Annotated in this window: 15 protein-coding genes and 1 riboswitch; of the genes, 6 read left to right on the top strand and 9 right to left on the bottom strand. The window is 53.9% G+C overall.

The annotated features are described in order from the left end of the window. Nucleotides 1-132: 132 nt before the first annotated feature. From thiH to ACO0U8_RS23745, 7 genes are all read right to left on the bottom strand, one after another. Nucleotides 133-1,311: a 2-iminoacetate synthase ThiH gene (gene thiH / locus ACO0U8_RS23775; RefSeq protein ID WP_421671752.1), complete on the bottom strand. Its 1,179-nt coding sequence runs from the start codon at nucleotides 1,309-1,311 to the stop codon at nucleotides 133-135. Then, a complete protein-coding gene (thiG, locus tag ACO0U8_RS23770) occupies nucleotides 1,308-2,087 on the bottom strand; it encodes a thiazole synthase (RefSeq protein WP_421671751.1) in 780 nt (259 codons plus the stop codon). Before thiG ends, thiH begins: the two co-directional genes overlap by 4 nt. 1 nt (nucleotide 2,088) lies before the next feature. Continuing rightward, the gene (gene thiS, locus ACO0U8_RS23765; protein WP_183851030.1) at nucleotides 2,089-2,289 is read right to left on the bottom strand and encodes a sulfur carrier protein ThiS; all 201 of its coding nucleotides are present in this window, start codon (nucleotides 2,287-2,289) and stop codon (nucleotides 2,089-2,091) included. Further along, nucleotides 2,286-3,035: a HesA/MoeB/ThiF family protein gene (locus ACO0U8_RS23760; protein ID WP_183851032.1), complete on the bottom strand. Its 750-nt coding sequence runs from the start codon at nucleotides 3,033-3,035 to the stop codon at nucleotides 2,286-2,288. Before ACO0U8_RS23760 ends, thiS begins: the two co-directional genes overlap by 4 nt. Further along, nucleotides 3,028-3,681, bottom strand: coding sequence for a thiamine phosphate synthase (thiE, locus tag ACO0U8_RS23755; protein WP_421671750.1), 654 nt, complete (start codon nucleotides 3,679-3,681; stop codon nucleotides 3,028-3,030). Before thiE ends, ACO0U8_RS23760 begins: the two co-directional genes overlap by 8 nt. Further along, entirely contained in the window at nucleotides 3,678-5,630 is a 1,953-nt protein-coding gene (thiC, locus tag ACO0U8_RS23750) for a phosphomethylpyrimidine synthase ThiC (RefSeq protein ID WP_136375430.1), read from the bottom strand. The genes thiE and thiC overlap by 4 nt, the downstream gene beginning before the upstream one ends. 122 nt (nucleotides 5,631-5,752) lie before the next feature. Then, nucleotides 5,753-5,880: riboswitch (TPP riboswitch) on the bottom strand. A 60-nt stretch (nucleotides 5,881-5,940) separates the two neighbouring features. Then, a complete protein-coding gene (locus tag ACO0U8_RS23745) occupies nucleotides 5,941-6,456 on the bottom strand; it encodes an Rsd/AlgQ family anti-sigma factor (RefSeq protein WP_056777988.1) in 516 nt (171 codons plus the stop codon). Nucleotides 6,457-6,560: 104 nt separating this feature from the next. On the opposite strand from ACO0U8_RS23745, the gene nudC reads away from it, so the two are divergent. The 6 genes from nudC (at nucleotide 6,561) to ACO0U8_RS23715 (ending at nucleotide 11,000) form a co-directional block, all read left to right on the top strand. Next, complete coding sequence (gene nudC / locus ACO0U8_RS23740; protein ID WP_056777993.1) at nucleotides 6,561-7,346, top strand: NAD(+) diphosphatase; 786 nt, start codon at nucleotides 6,561-6,563, stop codon at nucleotides 7,344-7,346. A 71-nt stretch (nucleotides 7,347-7,417) separates the two neighbouring features. Next, nucleotides 7,418-8,482, top strand: coding sequence for a uroporphyrinogen decarboxylase (gene hemE / locus ACO0U8_RS23735; RefSeq protein ID WP_122096977.1), 1,065 nt, complete (start codon nucleotides 7,418-7,420; stop codon nucleotides 8,480-8,482). Nucleotides 8,483-8,490: 8 nt separating this feature from the next. Next, nucleotides 8,491-9,171, top strand: a complete 681-nt coding sequence (gene nfi / locus ACO0U8_RS23730; protein ID WP_056777999.1) for a deoxyribonuclease V — start codon at nucleotides 8,491-8,493, stop codon at nucleotides 9,169-9,171. Nucleotides 9,172-9,241: 70 nt separating this feature from the next. After that, nucleotides 9,242-9,832, top strand: a complete 591-nt coding sequence (locus ACO0U8_RS23725; RefSeq protein ID WP_056778003.1) for a YjaG family protein — start codon at nucleotides 9,242-9,244, stop codon at nucleotides 9,830-9,832. A 190-nt stretch (nucleotides 9,833-10,022) separates the two neighbouring features. Further along, entirely contained in the window at nucleotides 10,023-10,295 is a 273-nt protein-coding gene (gene hupA, locus ACO0U8_RS23720; RefSeq protein WP_013577396.1) for a nucleoid-associated protein HU-alpha, read from the top strand. A gap of 51 nt (nucleotides 10,296-10,346) precedes the next feature. Next, nucleotides 10,347-11,000, top strand: coding sequence for a DUF1481 domain-containing protein (locus tag ACO0U8_RS23715; RefSeq protein WP_371414334.1), 654 nt, complete (start codon nucleotides 10,347-10,349; stop codon nucleotides 10,998-11,000). Between the two features lie 69 nt (nucleotides 11,001-11,069). Here ACO0U8_RS23715 and purD read toward each other — a convergent pair whose 3' ends face one another. Further along, nucleotides 11,070-12,359, bottom strand: a complete 1,290-nt coding sequence (gene purD / locus ACO0U8_RS23710) for a phosphoribosylamine--glycine ligase (protein WP_421671749.1) — start codon at nucleotides 12,357-12,359, stop codon at nucleotides 11,070-11,072. A 46-nt stretch (nucleotides 12,360-12,405) separates the two neighbouring features. Further along, complete coding sequence (purH, locus tag ACO0U8_RS23705) at nucleotides 12,406-13,995, bottom strand: bifunctional phosphoribosylaminoimidazolecarboxamide formyltransferase/IMP cyclohydrolase (RefSeq protein ID WP_421671748.1); 1,590 nt, start codon at nucleotides 13,993-13,995, stop codon at nucleotides 12,406-12,408. Nucleotides 13,996-14,545 lie beyond the last annotated feature (550 nt).

The following is a 14,545-nucleotide window of genomic DNA, read 5'->3' as shown; positions in this document are numbered from 1 at the left end:
GTACTGGACAGATACTCTGTTCCGGCTGTTTTGGAAGCAGCGCCGGGATGAATGGCGCCGGCCGGTTGCGAATGTGCAGCGGCAAACGCACAGTAATACTCCCGCCAGAGATGCGCGAGAGGCAAAAACGGTTTATGGAATTCGCATTCCTGAGAGATTACTGGTTTGCTTTCCACCGACATTTTCCTGCGAGGCGCGCCCCAAAAAACTGTCCCAGTCTTTCCACACCGGCTGAAGCCCTGCCAGAGTTAATGCGGCAGCCACACTTTGCGGCGAGCGATTGTCATGAGGCGCGAATTGTTCCAGTTCAGGATGATCGTCAGCATACCCGCCTGGCTGCGTTTTCGATCCGGCGCTGACGGTGTTGATCGCCAGTGGAATGACGTGATCGCGAAAGTAGGGCGATTCACGTGTCGACAAGGAAAGCTCGACGTCGGGAGCAAGCATCCTGAATGCGCAAATCAGTTGTACCAGCTGATTTTCTTCCAGCAGCGAGGCCGGTTCGATTCCGCCGGTACATGGGCGCAATCTCGGAAACGCCACCGAATAGCGGCTTTGCCAGTAAGTTTGTTGCAGATACAACAAATGCTCCGCCACCATATAACTGTCTGTCCGCCAGTTTCCTGAAAGCCCGAACAGCGCGCCCAGCCCGATTTTATCGATTCCCGCCTGACCGAGCCGGTCCGGTGTTTCCAGTCGCCAGAAGAAATCCTGCTTCTGCCCGCGCAGATGATGCAAGGCATACGTCGGCGCGTGATAGGTTTCCTGATAAACCAGCACGCCGTCCAGCCCCAGCATTTTCAGCTCGGCATATTCTTCCTGTTGCAGCGGCTGAACCTCGATCATCAGCGAATCAAAATGACTTCTGATCGTGGGGAAATGACGGCGGAAATAATCCATGCCGACTTTCCCTTTATGTTCGCCAGTGACCAGCAACAGATGTTTGAAGCCCAGCGCATTCAGCGCTTCACATTCCCGCCTGATTTCATCTTCATCCAGCGTTTTACGTTTGATTTTGTTGCTCATCGAAAAGCCGCAATACGTACATTCGTTGGCGCAAAGATTGGATAAATACAGCGGCGCGAAGAAATTCACCGTATTGCCGAACCGCTGGCGCGTGAGCTGTTGCGCGCGTTGCGCCATAGATTCGAGATAAGGCAGCGCTGCCGGAGAAATCAGCGCCATAAAATCTTCCCGGTCGATCTTATTCCGGCTGAGCGCCCGTTCGACATCACGTGCGGTTTTACTGTTGATACGCAGGGAAAGGTCATCCCAGTCGAGCGTTGACCAGATATCCGTAAAGTTGCTCATGACGCCGCCTGCGGGGTTGTGAGGAAACCGGTCAGCGGGCTGGATGCGCTGGCGTGTCGCTGTCTGCCACCTAAACCGCTTTGTCGGGCGAGCACGCCTGCCTCAACCGCCAGCCGGAACGCTGTTGCCATCGCGACCGGATCGCCAGCGACGGCAATCGCGGTATTGACCAGTACCGCATCAGCCCCCATTTCCAGTGCTTCAGCAGCCTGGCTCGGCGCCCCAATTCCTGCGTCGACGACCACCGGAATCCGCGACTGCTCGATGATAATGTGCAGAAATTCGCGGGTTTGCAGCCCCTGATTGGAACCGATCGGCGCGCCGAGTGGCATAACGGCGGCGCAACCCGCTTCCTCCAGACGCTTGCACAGCACCGGGTCCGCGCTGCAATACGGCAATACCACGAATCCCTGTTTCACCAACGTCTCTGCGGCTTTCAGCGTTTCAACGGCATCGGGCAGCAGATATTTTACGTCGGGATGAATTTCCAGTTTTATCCAGTTCGTCCCCAGGGCTTCTCTTGCCAGTTGCGCGGCAAATATGGCTTCCTCTGCCGTTTTGGCCCCGGAAGTATTGGGCAGCAAACGGACACCAAGCTGTTGCAGCGGCGCAAGGATGTCATCTCCGCCACGGCGAAGGTCCACGCGTTTCATCGCCATCGTCACCAGCTGAGAACCGGACGCTGCCAGTGCCTGTTGCATCAGCGTGGCGCTGGCAAATTTTCCTGTTCCCGTGAACAGGTGCGAGGTGAAGGTGGTATCAGCAATTTTTAACATGTCATCCTCCGGCAATGGCCTGAAAGAGCAATATTTCATCGCCGTCTTCCAGTAAGTGAGACGACCAGCTATCCCGCGGAATAATGACCTGATTAACCGCCAGCGCGCAGCCGGCCGGATTTAACGTCAGTTCACTGAGCAGGGTGAGTAAGGTGAGCGGCTGACTGAACGGGTGTGATTCATCATTGACGAAAATGTTCACGCGTGGCCTCCGCAGACGGCACAGCCGGATGACCGTGTAAGTTGCAGCGAACGCCAGTTTTGCGTTTTACCGTCGAACAGCCGCAGCTTTCCGTTCAATGTGCTGGGCAAACCCGCCAGTATTTTCAGGGCTTCCAGCGCCTGTAACGTGCCGATGGTGCCAACGACCGGCCCAAGCACGCCGGAAGTGCGGCAGTTACGCTGCACGGTTTCCCGATCCGGATAGAGACAGGCATAACAGCCATGCGCGTAGGGTGTCTGAATGACCAGTAACTGCCCGCTGAATCCGACGGCACTGCCGCTGATTAACGTTTTGCCGGTATCCACGCAGGCTTTGTTGACCGCGTGTCGGGTTTCCATATTGTCGCTGCAATCCAAAACGACATCGGCACCCGCAACGGCCTGCTGCAATGCCTCCCCGGTCAGCCTTTGAGTGAGAGCAATGATTTCACATAACGGATTAAGGCGTAGCAATTCGCGCTTTGCCACTGTGGCTTTGGGCTGATCCAGATCTGCGGTACGGTAAAGAATTTGTCTTTGCAGATTAGTGAGATGGACCTGATCGTCATCGGCCAGAAACAGCGTGCCAACGCCCGCTGCCGCCAGATACAAGGCGGCGGGAGAGCCCAAACCGCCAAGCCCGACAATCAGCACTTTGGCGGCCTGCAATTTTTCCTGCGCCTGCGGGCCGAATTCCTCCAGCATCAGTTGGCGGCTGTAGCGCATAAAAGCCGCATCGTTAAGCATCTTCCGGCACCTTGCTGGCGCATAAGGCCAGCAGTTCGGCGGTGGCGGCTCGCCAGTCTGCCGCCTGGGTAATCGCGCTGACCACGGCGATGCTGCCGACACCGCAATCGAGAACCGACGGCGCGCGTTCAATGCTGATACCACCGATGGCTACCGTCGGAAAACTGCCGTCGAGTTGCTTAATGTGTCGGGTCAGTTCTGCCAGACCCTGCGGGGCAGACGGCATATCTTTGGTTTGTGTCGGGAAGATATGCCCGAGAGCGATGTAAGACGGGTTGACCGCCACGGCACGCGCCAGTTCTGCGTCGTCATGCGTCGAAACGCCCAGGCGCAAACCGGCCTGATAAATGGCCGGCAAATCGGCAGTGTCCAGATCCTCCTGCCCGAGATGCACGCCGTATGCCTGATGTTTTACTGCCAGTCGCCAGTAATCATTGATGAATAACCGCGCCTGATATTTTTTCCCCAGCGCGATGGCCTCGATAATCGCCGGTTCGACTTCCTCATCGGGTAAGTCTTTCACCCGCAGTTGCAGCGTTTTAACGCCCGCCTCCAGCAGGCGGGCAATCCATTCCACGGTATCAACGACCGGATATAAACCGAGATGGAAGGGAACGGCTGGAAAAGACTGAGCGGACTGATTCATTTGTTGATCTCCGTGGCAGGGTGGTAAAGCTCACTGCCTCGTGAACGGAATTCAGCAGACATCTGTGCCATTCCTGATTCCACGATCTCAACCGGCTGCGCCTGAGCTTCCAGTGCGGCGGCGTAATCGCGCACTTCCTGCGTGATTTTCATAGAGCAGAATTTCGGGCCGCACATTGAGCAGAAGTGTGCGACTTTGCCGGATTCCTGCGGCAATGTTTCATCGTGATAGGCGCGGGCCGTTGCCGGATCGAGCGCGAGGTTAAACTGATCTTCCCAGCGGAATTCGAACCGCGCCTTCGACATGGCATTATCACGGATTTGCGCGCCCGGATGACCTTTAGCTAAATCGGCGGCGTGCGCTGCGATTTTGTAGGTAATCAGACCCTGCTTAACGTCTTCTTTGTTCGGCAGACCGAGATGTTCTTTCGGCGTGACATAACACAGCATGGCGCAGCCGAACCAGCCAATCATTGCCGCACCAATCCCGGAGGTGAAATGGTCATAACCCGGAGCGATATCGGTGGTCAGAGGCCCCAGCGTATAGAAAGGTGCTTCGTGGCAGTGCTCAAGTTCTTCGGTCATATTGCGGCGGATCATCTGCATGGGGACATGCCCCGGCCCTTCGATCATCACCTGCACGTCATATTCCCAGGCAATTTTGGTCAGTTCGCCCAGCGTGCGTAATTCAGCGAATTGCGCTTCGTCATTCGCATCCTGAATTGAACCCGGACGCAGGCCATCGCCCAGCGAAAGAGAAACATCATAGGCGGCGCAGATTTCGCAGATTTCGCGGAAATGCTCAAACAGGAAACTTTCGCGATGATGGGAAAGGCACCATTTCGCCATAATCGAACCGCCGCGTGACACAATACCGGTCAATCGTTTGGCGGTCATCGGCACATAACGCAGTAATACGCCTGCATGGATAGTGAAGTAATCGACGCCTTGTTCGGCCTGCTCCAGGAGCGTATCGCGGAACATTTCCCAGTTGAGGTCTTCGGCAACGCCGTTCACTTTCTCCAGCGCCTGATAAATCGGCACTGTACCAATGGGCACCGGGCTGTTACGCAGGATCCACTCACGGGTTTCGTGGATGTAGCGACCGGTGGAGAGATCCATCACCGTGTCTGCGCCCCAGCGTGTCGACCACACCAGCTTCTCGACTTCTTCTTCGATAGATGACGTCACTGCGGAGTTACCGATATTGGCGTTAACCTTCACCAGGAAGTTTCGGCCAATGATCATTGGCTCTGATTCGGGATGATTGATGTTGGCGGGAATAATCGCGCGACCGGCGGCGACTTCCTGACGTACAAACTCCGGCGTGATATTGGCAGGAAGATGCGCACCGAAACTTTCACCCGGATGTTGCTGCCGCAATACTTCGCCGCGGATCCGCTCGCGGCCCATATTTTCGCGAATAGCGATGAATTCCATTTCAGGGGTAATGATGCCTTTTCGCGCGTAATGCAGCTGCGTAACATTTTTACCGGACATGGCTTTTCGCGGGCGCGGCAGAAGTTCGAAGCGCAGGTGATCCAATCCGTCATCGGCCAGACGTTGCTGGGTAAAACCCGAGCTGACCTGCGGAAGTTCTTCGGTATCTGCCCGGTCGGCGATCCAGCTGGCGCGGCATTTTGCCAGCCCGGCATGTACGTCGATAGACGCTTCCGGGTCGCCATAAGGCCCGGCTGTTTCATACACCGGGATGGCTTCGTTCTCTTCGTACTTTGGATTGTCTTTGCCGCCGCCTGTCAGCGTCGGGCTGAGCTGTATTTCACGCATCGGCACGCGGATATCAGCGCGAGAGCCTTGCAGATAAATACGTCGGGAATTAGGAAAGGCTTCGCCCTGCAGGCTGTCGATAAACGACTGTGCCTGCGCACGTTGTTCACGGCGACCAGAGGGTTTCTTTTCAGAAATAACGGGTTTTTGGGTACTCGACATAGCAAATTCCTCGCAAAAAAACGTGATGGAAAATTGCTTGTCTGGAGGTTTACGGCAGGAGTAAAAATGGGCGGTTTAGCGCAGGCGGCCTGATACAGGCTGATGCCAAATCGCGCAAAACGCATAACATTACTCTTGTTCCCTTCGCGGGTACTAACCCGATCAGGTTCCGCGGATCCCGAATTAACGGTCTCAGCCTGGCGTAATCTCCGTGAGGAAAATTATGCGCTAGGCACTCCGACAAGAAGCCTCAATATAGGAGGCCGATGATAAAACTACAACCCTTCGCAGGGTCTAAACTTCAAACGGCTTAAGCCGGTCTGGCGAGATGATCGTCGTTGGCAGGCGGTAAAGGTGTTCCATCGACCGGATCAAATGCCAGGATAATTAATTGATCTTCAAGCTGAAAACGCGCATCCAACGCTTCACCAATATCGGATAATGCATAATGGAAGGCGAAAGCATTGTCATCATCAATATCATTTTCTGTGTAACTGTCATGGAAAGCCATGATAGTTTCAGTGTTCAGCTCCAGCGCAGGGTATATTTTGGCAGCTTGTGATTTAACTGAGCTGCCTGCGCTGGCGACTTCATCGATTATCCGCTGATAAAGATGGAAATGGCCGGCAGAGAGATAGTCCACCAGATTATGACAAAAGTTATCCAGCGCTTTTTCATTCAGTGGGGTATGTTTTTCTTTATTGGGTTTCAGACCGACCAGTGTGCAGTATGCAACCAGCAGTTCTTTGCGCGCGTGCAGCCATTGGTCTACTAACTCATTACTGCCACCAACGCGTTGGGTCAGTCTTTCCAGACGATTTAGCATGGTTGACTCCGTGAGCGATAAAAAAGTAACCAAAATGTGAAGGTTACTAATGTTAAATTTCTGTCTCAGATTGTCAGTCTCGTCGAGGTTATGCAACAACAATTATGGAATTACAGATCACAGAGCAACATAACGGCTGGTGGGTCATCAGCCATGAAGGCAAGCTATGGCTGCCTGAAGGTGAACTGCCGTTTGGCAGTGCAACGCAATTCTCTCTGACCGGCAAAACGGCACGTCAGATTGGCGAGTGGCAGGGCGAGCCGGTCTGGCTGGTGCGTCAGGCGATGCACAACCACATGGTGTCGGCCCGCCAGTTGCTCGATCAGGATCGCGGATTATTCCAGCTGGTCGGGCGCGGTGTGCAACTGGCTGAATTTTATCGATCTCATAAATTCTGCGGTTACTGCGGCCACGAAATGCAGGTCAGTAAAACCGAGTGGGCTGCGCTCTGTAGCCACTGTCGTGAACGCTATTATCCGCAAATTGCGCCATGCATTATCGTGGCTATCCGCCGGGGTGATGAAATTCTGCTGGCGCAGCATGTCCGCCACCGTAACGGAATTCACACGGTGCTGGCCGGTTTTGTTGAAGTCGGCGAAACGCTGGAAGAAACCGTGGCGCGCGAAGTCATGGAAGAGAGTCACGTCCGCGTGAAAAACGTGCGCTACGTCAGCTCGCAGCCATGGCCTTTCCCGAATTCGCTGATGATGGCTTTTATGGCTGACTATGACAGCGGTGATATTCAGCACGATCCGAAAGAGCTGCTGAATGCGGGCTGGTATCGTTATGACGCCCTGCCGTTATTGCCGCCGCCGGGCACCATCGCGCGTCGACTGATCGAAGACACTGTGGCGCTATGCCGCGCCGCGAGCGATGAAGACGACGTGTAGCGTAAGTGTTGCGTGTTAGAATGCCGCCAGATTAATGCCGTGCCGCCCGAATACTGAAGGAAAGAACCAGAATGAATGAGTTGAAAAATGACCGTTACCTGCGCGCCCTGTTACGTCAACCGGTGGACATCACGCCGGTATGGATGATGCGTCAGGCAGGCCGCTATTTGCCAGAATATAAAGAAACCCGTGCCGTGGCCGGTGATTTTATGTCGCTGTGCAAGAATGCGGAGCTGGCTTGTGAAGTGACCTTGCAGCCGCTGCGCCGCTATCCGCTGGATGCGGCCATTCTGTTCTCCGACATCCTGACCATTCCTGATGCGATGGGGTTAGGGTTGTATTTCGAAGCCGGTGAAGGCCCGCGTTTTTCTTCTCCACTGACCAACCGTGCCGATGTCGAAAAGCTGCCGGTCCCCGATCCTGAAATGGAACTGGGCTACGTGATGAACGCCGTGCGCACCATCCGTAAAAACCTTAAAGGTGAAGTACCGCTTATCGGTTTCTCCGGCAGCCCGTGGACGCTGGCGACATATATGGTTGAAGGTGGCAGCAGCAAAGCTTTCACTAAAATCAAAAAGATGATGTATGCCGATCCGGCGACCATGCATTTGCTGCTGGATAAAGTTGCCGACAGCGTCATCCTCTACCTCAACGCTCAGATTAAAGCGGGCGCGCAGTCGGTGATGATCTTTGACACCTGGGGCGGTGTGCTGACGCCACGCGATTACCGTGAATTCTCCCTCAACTATATGCATAAAATCGTTGATGGTTTGATCCGGGAAAACGAAGGTCGTCGCGTGCCCGTGACGCTGTTCACTAAAGGCGGCGGTCAGTGGCTGGAAGCGATGGCCGCGACAGGTTGTGATGCGCTGGGTCTGGACTGGACAACGGATATTGCCGATGCACGTCGCCGCGTGGGCGATAAAGTGGCGATTCAGGGCAATATGGATCCTTCCATGCTGTATGCCTCACCAGTGCGCATCGAGCAGGAAGTGGAGACTATTCTGGCAGGCTTCGGCAAAGGTAATGGTCACGTGTTTAATTTGGGTCACGGCATCCATCAGGATGTGCCGCCGGAAAATGCCGGCGCTTTCGTGGAAGCGGTACACAGCTTGTCCCGTCAGTATCACGAGTAAGATCCCGGATGATCGATACCCGCGCATTACGTGAAGAGCAACGGATCCTCGCAGATCAGATCGAACTGCAGGATCCTCCTGGTTTCACCACACCGGCGCTGATCGCCGGTGTAGACGTCGGCTTCGAACAGGGCGGTGAAGTCACCCGCGCTGCGGTGGCGGTTCTGAGCTACCCAACGCTTGAACTGGTGGAATATCAGATCGCCCGCATCCCGACCGTCATGCCGTATATCCCTGGTTTCCTCTCCTTCCGTGAACTTCCCGCATTACTCCAGGCCTGGCAGCAAATCAGCTCTCGCCCCGATTTGGTGATGGTGGATGGCCAGGGGATCGCACATCCTCGCCGTCTGGGCGTTGCCAGTCATTTTGGCCTGATGATCGACGTGCCGACGATTGGTGTCGCGAAAAGCCGGTTATGCGGTAAGTCTCTGCCTCTCGGTGAGGCATTGCACAGCCATCAGGCGTTGTACGACGGGGATGAACAGATTGGCTGGGTCTGGCGCAGTAAGCTACGCTGTAATCCATTGTTCATCTCTCCGGGTCATCGCATCAGCATGGAATCGGCGCGTTATTGGGTCGAGCATTGCATGCGGCAATATCGTTTGCCGGAGCCTACGCGTTGGGCGGATGCCGTGGCGTCAAATCGTGCAGCGTTTCAACGCTGGCAACGGTTGAGTGATGATCTTTAGGAATCAAGGAATAGGGATATTGATTAATTTCAGGTAAACTCCCGCGCAGAAAAGTTAACGAGATCAACTCATGTTACGTAATCCAATTCATTTACGTCTCGAAAAGCTGGAAAGCTGGCAACACGTGACGTTTATGGCGAGCTTGTGTGAGCGCATGTACCCGAACTATCAGGCATTTTGCCTGGAAACCGGGTTTGGTGAGCCGCAGGTTTACCGCCGCATCCTGGATTTAATCTGGGAAACGCTGGTGGTGAAAGACGCCAAGGTCAATTTTGACTCACAGCTCGAAAAACTGGAGGAGGCCGTGCCTTCTTCCGACGATTACGACATCTATGGGGTGTATCCGGCCATTGATGCGTGTATCGCTCTGGGCGAGTTAATTCATTCGCGTCTGAGTGGCGAAACGCTGTCTCACGCGGTTGCCGTCAGTGAGACGTCAATTCGTACTGTCGCGATGCTGGAAATGACTCAGGCCGGTAAAGAAATGACCGATGAAGAGCTTAAAGTCATTCCTGCTGTTGAAGAAGAATGGGACATCCAATGGGAGATTTTTCGCCTGTTGGCTGACTGTGAGGAGCGTGACCTGGAATTAATAAAAGGGTTACGTTCTGACCTGCGTGAAGCCGCTGTCAGTAACATTGGCATAAATTTAGCGCAATAAGGCAAGAAAACGTGATTTAACGCCTGATTTGTCGTGCCTTAAGGCTTCACATCCGCACCCTGTCTGGTCTACATTTGGGGTGCGTAAAAAAAGTGGCTATCGGTGCGTGTATGCAGGAGGGTGCTGTCAATCGGCATATCCGTCGCACTCGATGCTTTGCAAACGATAAACACACTGTAAAGGATAACTTATGAACAAGACTCAACTGATTGATGTAATTGCGGACAAAGCTGATCTTTCCAAAGCACAGGCCAAAGTTGCTCTTGAATCTACTCTGTCTGCTATTACCGAGTCTCTGAAAGAAGGTGATGCTGTACAATTGGTTGGTTTCGGGACTTTCAAGGTAAATCATCGTAACGAGCGTACTGGTCGTAACCCACAGACTGGTAAAGAAATCAAAATCGCAGCTGCCAACGTGCCTGCGTTCGTTTCTGGTAAAGCTCTGAAAGACGCTGTTAAGTAATTGCTTGCAGTGAAAAGAATAAGCGGAGGGGCTCTGAAGCCCCTTCAGTTTATCACCCCCAGGCTGGTAGCAGGTTTACTGGTTCTTAGTCTGGTGGGTTGCAGTTCAAAAGAAACGACCCCGCAGTTCTTCGCCAGTGGTTATGTTGCCGATCAGGGTATTAACCGTGTATGGCGCGAAAATAATGCCCAGAACCAGCCCCAAACCATTCTCAATGTCTACAGCCCCTATTTTGGCGGCGATACAATCATCACACGGTATGAATTTCAGGAGGGGCAAGTTCACCTTGTGAAAGAAACGCATGCGACCAAAACTGATTTGGGCGTGATGCTTCGTTTCGATGAGGGCGGCAATGTCAGCTTTATGCAGCGTCAACTTCCTGAGCGACGTGAAAAATTATCCTCAGATGACATCGAACGCTATAAATACGAAGCGGCTAAAATTCTCGATGTGAGTAGCGCACTGCAGGCCGGGAATGTCCGGCTGGTGCAGGCCCGCTGGCGTCAGGGTGTAATAACCACCTGCGCGGGCGAGAAGGTGACACCGACACTGACGGTTCGCTCGCAGGTCTGGCTGGCAAAACGAGCCAGTCGCAGTAACGATCAACTCGGGTTAGCCTGGCTGACTGCGCCGGAAGGAAATGAATTGCTGTTAGTGGCCAATGAAGATTTCTGCAGCTGGGAGCCGAAAGAGTCTGATCTCTGATTTCCCTGGCAATAAAAGAGAAGGCACGCCGAAGCGTGCCTTTTTTGATCATCTTGCTGCGAGTGAGGTTTAGTGATTACGCTCGCGGTCAATCGCGCGATAACCAATATCTTTACGGCAGAAGCTGCCTTCCCATTGGATACCTTTCGCCAGATCATACGCACGCTGCTGAGCGGCTTCCACGGTTTTACCCAAAGCCGTGACACACAGCACGCGGCCACCGCTGGTCACTACGCGCTCATCCTGCAACCGGGTTCCCGCATGGAAGACTTTGCCGTCAGGCACTTCTTCCAGTGGCAGACCGTGGATCACTTCGCCATTCTGATAGTCACCCGGATAACCGCCGGCGGCCAGTACTACCCCGAGAGAAGGACGCGGATCCCACTCGGAGGTTTTATCGCCCAGACGGCCTTCTGCACCGGCCAGACAAAGATCCACCAGATCCGAGCGCAGACGTAACATGATCGGTTGTGTTTCCGGATCGCCGAAACGGCAGTTGAATTCGATCACTTTCGGCTGGCCGTCAGCGGAGATCATCAGACCTGCATACAGAAAACCGGTGTACGTGTTGTTTTCCGCCGCCATACCGCGAACCGTTGGCCAGATAACCTGATCCATGACACGCTGATGGATTTCGTCCGTCACGACGGGCGCCGGAGAATAGGCCCCCATTCCGCCGGTGTTTGGGCCGCTGTCGCCATCCCCCACGCGTTTGTGATCCTGACTGGTAGCCATCGGCAATACATTGGAACCGTCGACCATGACGATGAAACTGGCCTCTTCGCCGTCGAGGAATTCCTCGATAACGATACGATGGCCTGCATCACCGAAAGCATTTCCTGCCAGCATGTCGTGAACGGCGTCTTCGGCTTCTTTCAATGTCATTGCCACAATGACACCTTTACCTGCGGCCAGACCGTCGGCTTTGATAACAATCGGCGCGCCTTTGCTGCGCAGGTAAGCCAGCGCAGGTTCGATGTCGGTGAAGTTCTGATAATCAGCGCTTGGAATGTTGTGGCGAGCCAGGAAATCTTTGGTGAAAGCTTTAGAGCCTTCAAGCTGCGCAGCTTCCTGCGTCGGGCCAAAGATTTTCAGACCCGCTGCGCGGAAAGCATCCACGACACCGATGACCAGCGGCGCTTCAGGGCCGACAATGGTCAGGCCGACATCATTGCTTTGAGCGAAGTCCAGTAATCCCGCGATATCCGTAGCGGCAATATCAACATTTTCCAGCAACGGTTCCAGTGCGGTACCGGCGTTACCAGGTGCCACAAAGACTTTATCAGCCAGAGGTGACTGCGATGCCTTCCATGCCAGTGCATGTTCACGCCCGCCGTTACCGATAATTAAAATATTCATTCGAAGACTCCGGATGAGCGGGCGCATCGCACCCGCTAAAAGAAAATTAATGACGGAAGTGGCGCATATCGGTAAACAGCATCGTAATGCCGTGTTCGTTAGCCGCGGCGATCACTTCATCGTCACGGATAGACCCACCTGGCTGGATAACGCAGGTAATGCCGACGGCTGCGGCGGCATCGATCCCGTCGCGGAACGGGAAGAAGGCGTCGGAGGCCATTACGGAACCGGCAACTTCCAGACCTTCATCGGCGGCTTTAATACCGGCAATTTTGGCGGAGTAAACGCGGCTCATCTGCCCAGCGCCGATACCGATGGTCATTTTGTCACGCGCATAAACAATGGCGTTGGATTTGACGAATTTTGCCACCTTCCAGCAGAACAGCGCATCTGTCAGTTCCTGCTCAGTCGGCTGGCGCTCGGATACCACGCGCAGATCGGCCGCTTCAACCATACCCAAATCACGATCCTGAACCAGCAGGCCGCCGTTAACACGTTTGAAGTCGAGCGCGTGCTGGCGATCTTGCCACTGGCCGCAGGTCAGCACGCGGACGTTTTGTTTCGCGGCGGTCAAAGCGAGTGCGTCGGCACTGACGGATGGCGCGATGATCACTTCCACAAACTGACGGCTGATGATGGCTTTTGCCGTTTCAGCATCCAGTTCGCGGTTAAAGGCAATAATGCCGCCGAAAGCCGATGTCGGGTCAGTCTGATAGGCGCGCTCGTAAGCGGCCATAATGTTGTCGCCGACAGCCACGCCGCAAGGGTTGGCATGTTTAACGATAACGCAGGCGGGCTCCGAAAATTCCTTCACGCATTCCAGAGCCGCGTCGGTATCCGCAATGTTGTTATAGGAAAGCGCCTTGCCCTGAAGCTGAGTCGAGGTAGCAACCGACGCTTCACTGACGTTCTCTTCTATATAGAAGGCAGCGTTCTGGTGGCTGTTCTCGCCATAACGCATATCTTGTTTCTTTATATAGCTAAGATTCAGCGTGCGCGGGAACTGGCCGGAAGCTGATTCAGTATCGCCGTGATAAGCCGGGACCATTGTGCCGAAGTAGTTCGCAATCATGCCGTCGTAAGAAGCCGTATGCTCGAAGGCTTTAATCGCCAGATTGAAACGGGTCGCCAGCGTCAGCGAGCTGCCATTGGCATCCATCTCGGCAATGACAGCGTCGTAGTCACTGCTTTTTACTACGATCGCCACATCTTTATGGTTCTTTGCTGCTGAGCGAACCATGGTCGGGCCGCCGATATCAATGTTTTCTACGGCATCTTCCAGTGAACAGTCCGGGCGCGCGACAGTTTGAGCGAACGGATAAAGATTAACGACCACCATGTCGATTGGCGCAATAGAATGCTGCGCCATAATTTCATCATCTTTCCCGCGACGACCGAGGATCCCACCGTGTACTTTCGGGTGCAGGGTTTTGACGCGTCCATCCATCATTTCCGGGAAACCCGTGTAGTCAGACACTTCAGTGACTGGCAGACCGGCTTTAGCCAACAGGCTGGCGGTACCGCCAGTGGAAAGCAATTCAACACCACGCGAAGACAGGGCCTGGGCGAATTCTACGATACCGGCTTTGTCAGAAACACTGAGCAGGGCGCGGCGGATTGGACGAGATTGTTGCATGGTGGTTATATCCTTGGCTTTGGAGTCGCGGTAAAGAGCGTTATCTGAATGCAATGATGCTTTTCTTCTCTCTATATAGAGCAATTCGCAGAAAAACGCGGGATTGAACTCAGATAACTTCCCTTCGGCGACAGACTTTTCATTTATCACCCGTAAAGGGCAGTGAAAACTGACGCGCGAAATTGTAGCGAAAACGATTGCGCGACGCTCGCAAAATTTGAGATTCCTGCGCCTCTGTGGATAAATCTGTGCAAAAGACGGTATAAGCAGTGTGTTTGCTGTGTAATGCAGCAAACGGTGTTTTTTCTTAAAATTACCCCTTGCGGCCTGCTCAGAACTCCCTATAATGCCGCTCCATCGACAGGGAACAACGTGAACAACATCACGAAGTAACCGGGTCGGAAAGATTAAAAACAGTGATGGCCGGATGAAATAAACGGTTGACACTGAATGAGGAAAGCGTAATATACGCCACCTCGAGTTAGCAAGCGAAAGCGCGTAACTCACTGCTCTTTAACAATTTATCAGACAATCTGTGTGGGCACTCACA

The organism is Rahnella sp. EDr1-12 (assembly GCF_049206505.1).
GTDB lineage: Bacteria > Pseudomonadota > Gammaproteobacteria > Enterobacterales > Enterobacteriaceae > Rahnella > Rahnella rivi.
This window is presented reverse-complemented; position numbering and strand designations above follow the sequence as displayed.

Coding starts and splice junctions, on each gene's coding strand:
- ACO0U8_RS23760 (WP_183851032.1), bottom strand. CDS start 3,035: ATGCTTAACGATGCGGCTTTTATGCGCTACAGCCGCCAACTGATGCTG.
- purH (WP_421671748.1), bottom strand. CDS start 13,995: ATGCAACAATCTCGTCCAATCCGCCGCGCCCTGCTCAGTGTTTCTGAC.
- hupA (WP_013577396.1), top strand. CDS start 10,023: ATGAACAAGACTCAACTGATTGATGTAATTGCGGACAAAGCTGATCTT.
- ACO0U8_RS23745 (WP_056777988.1), bottom strand. CDS start 6,456: ATGCTAAATCGTCTGGAAAGACTGACCCAACGCGTTGGTGGCAGTAAT.
- thiC (WP_136375430.1), bottom strand. CDS start 5,630: ATGTCGAGTACCCAAAAACCCGTTATTTCTGAAAAGAAACCCTCTGGT.
- thiG (WP_421671751.1), bottom strand. CDS start 2,087: ATGTTAAAAATTGCTGATACCACCTTCACCTCGCACCTGTTCACGGGA.
- thiH (WP_421671752.1), bottom strand. CDS start 1,311: ATGAGCAACTTTACGGATATCTGGTCAACGCTCGACTGGGATGACCTT.
- thiE (WP_421671750.1), bottom strand. CDS start 3,681: ATGAATCAGTCCGCTCAGTCTTTTCCAGCCGTTCCCTTCCATCTCGGT.
- nudC (WP_056777993.1), top strand. CDS start 6,561: ATGGAATTACAGATCACAGAGCAACATAACGGCTGGTGGGTCATCAGC.
- hemE (WP_122096977.1), top strand. CDS start 7,418: ATGAATGAGTTGAAAAATGACCGTTACCTGCGCGCCCTGTTACGTCAA.
- nfi (WP_056777999.1), top strand. CDS start 8,491: ATGATCGATACCCGCGCATTACGTGAAGAGCAACGGATCCTCGCAGAT.
- purD (WP_421671749.1), bottom strand. CDS start 12,359: ATGAATATTTTAATTATCGGTAACGGCGGGCGTGAACATGCACTGGCA.
- ACO0U8_RS23725 (WP_056778003.1), top strand. CDS start 9,242: ATGTTACGTAATCCAATTCATTTACGTCTCGAAAAGCTGGAAAGCTGG.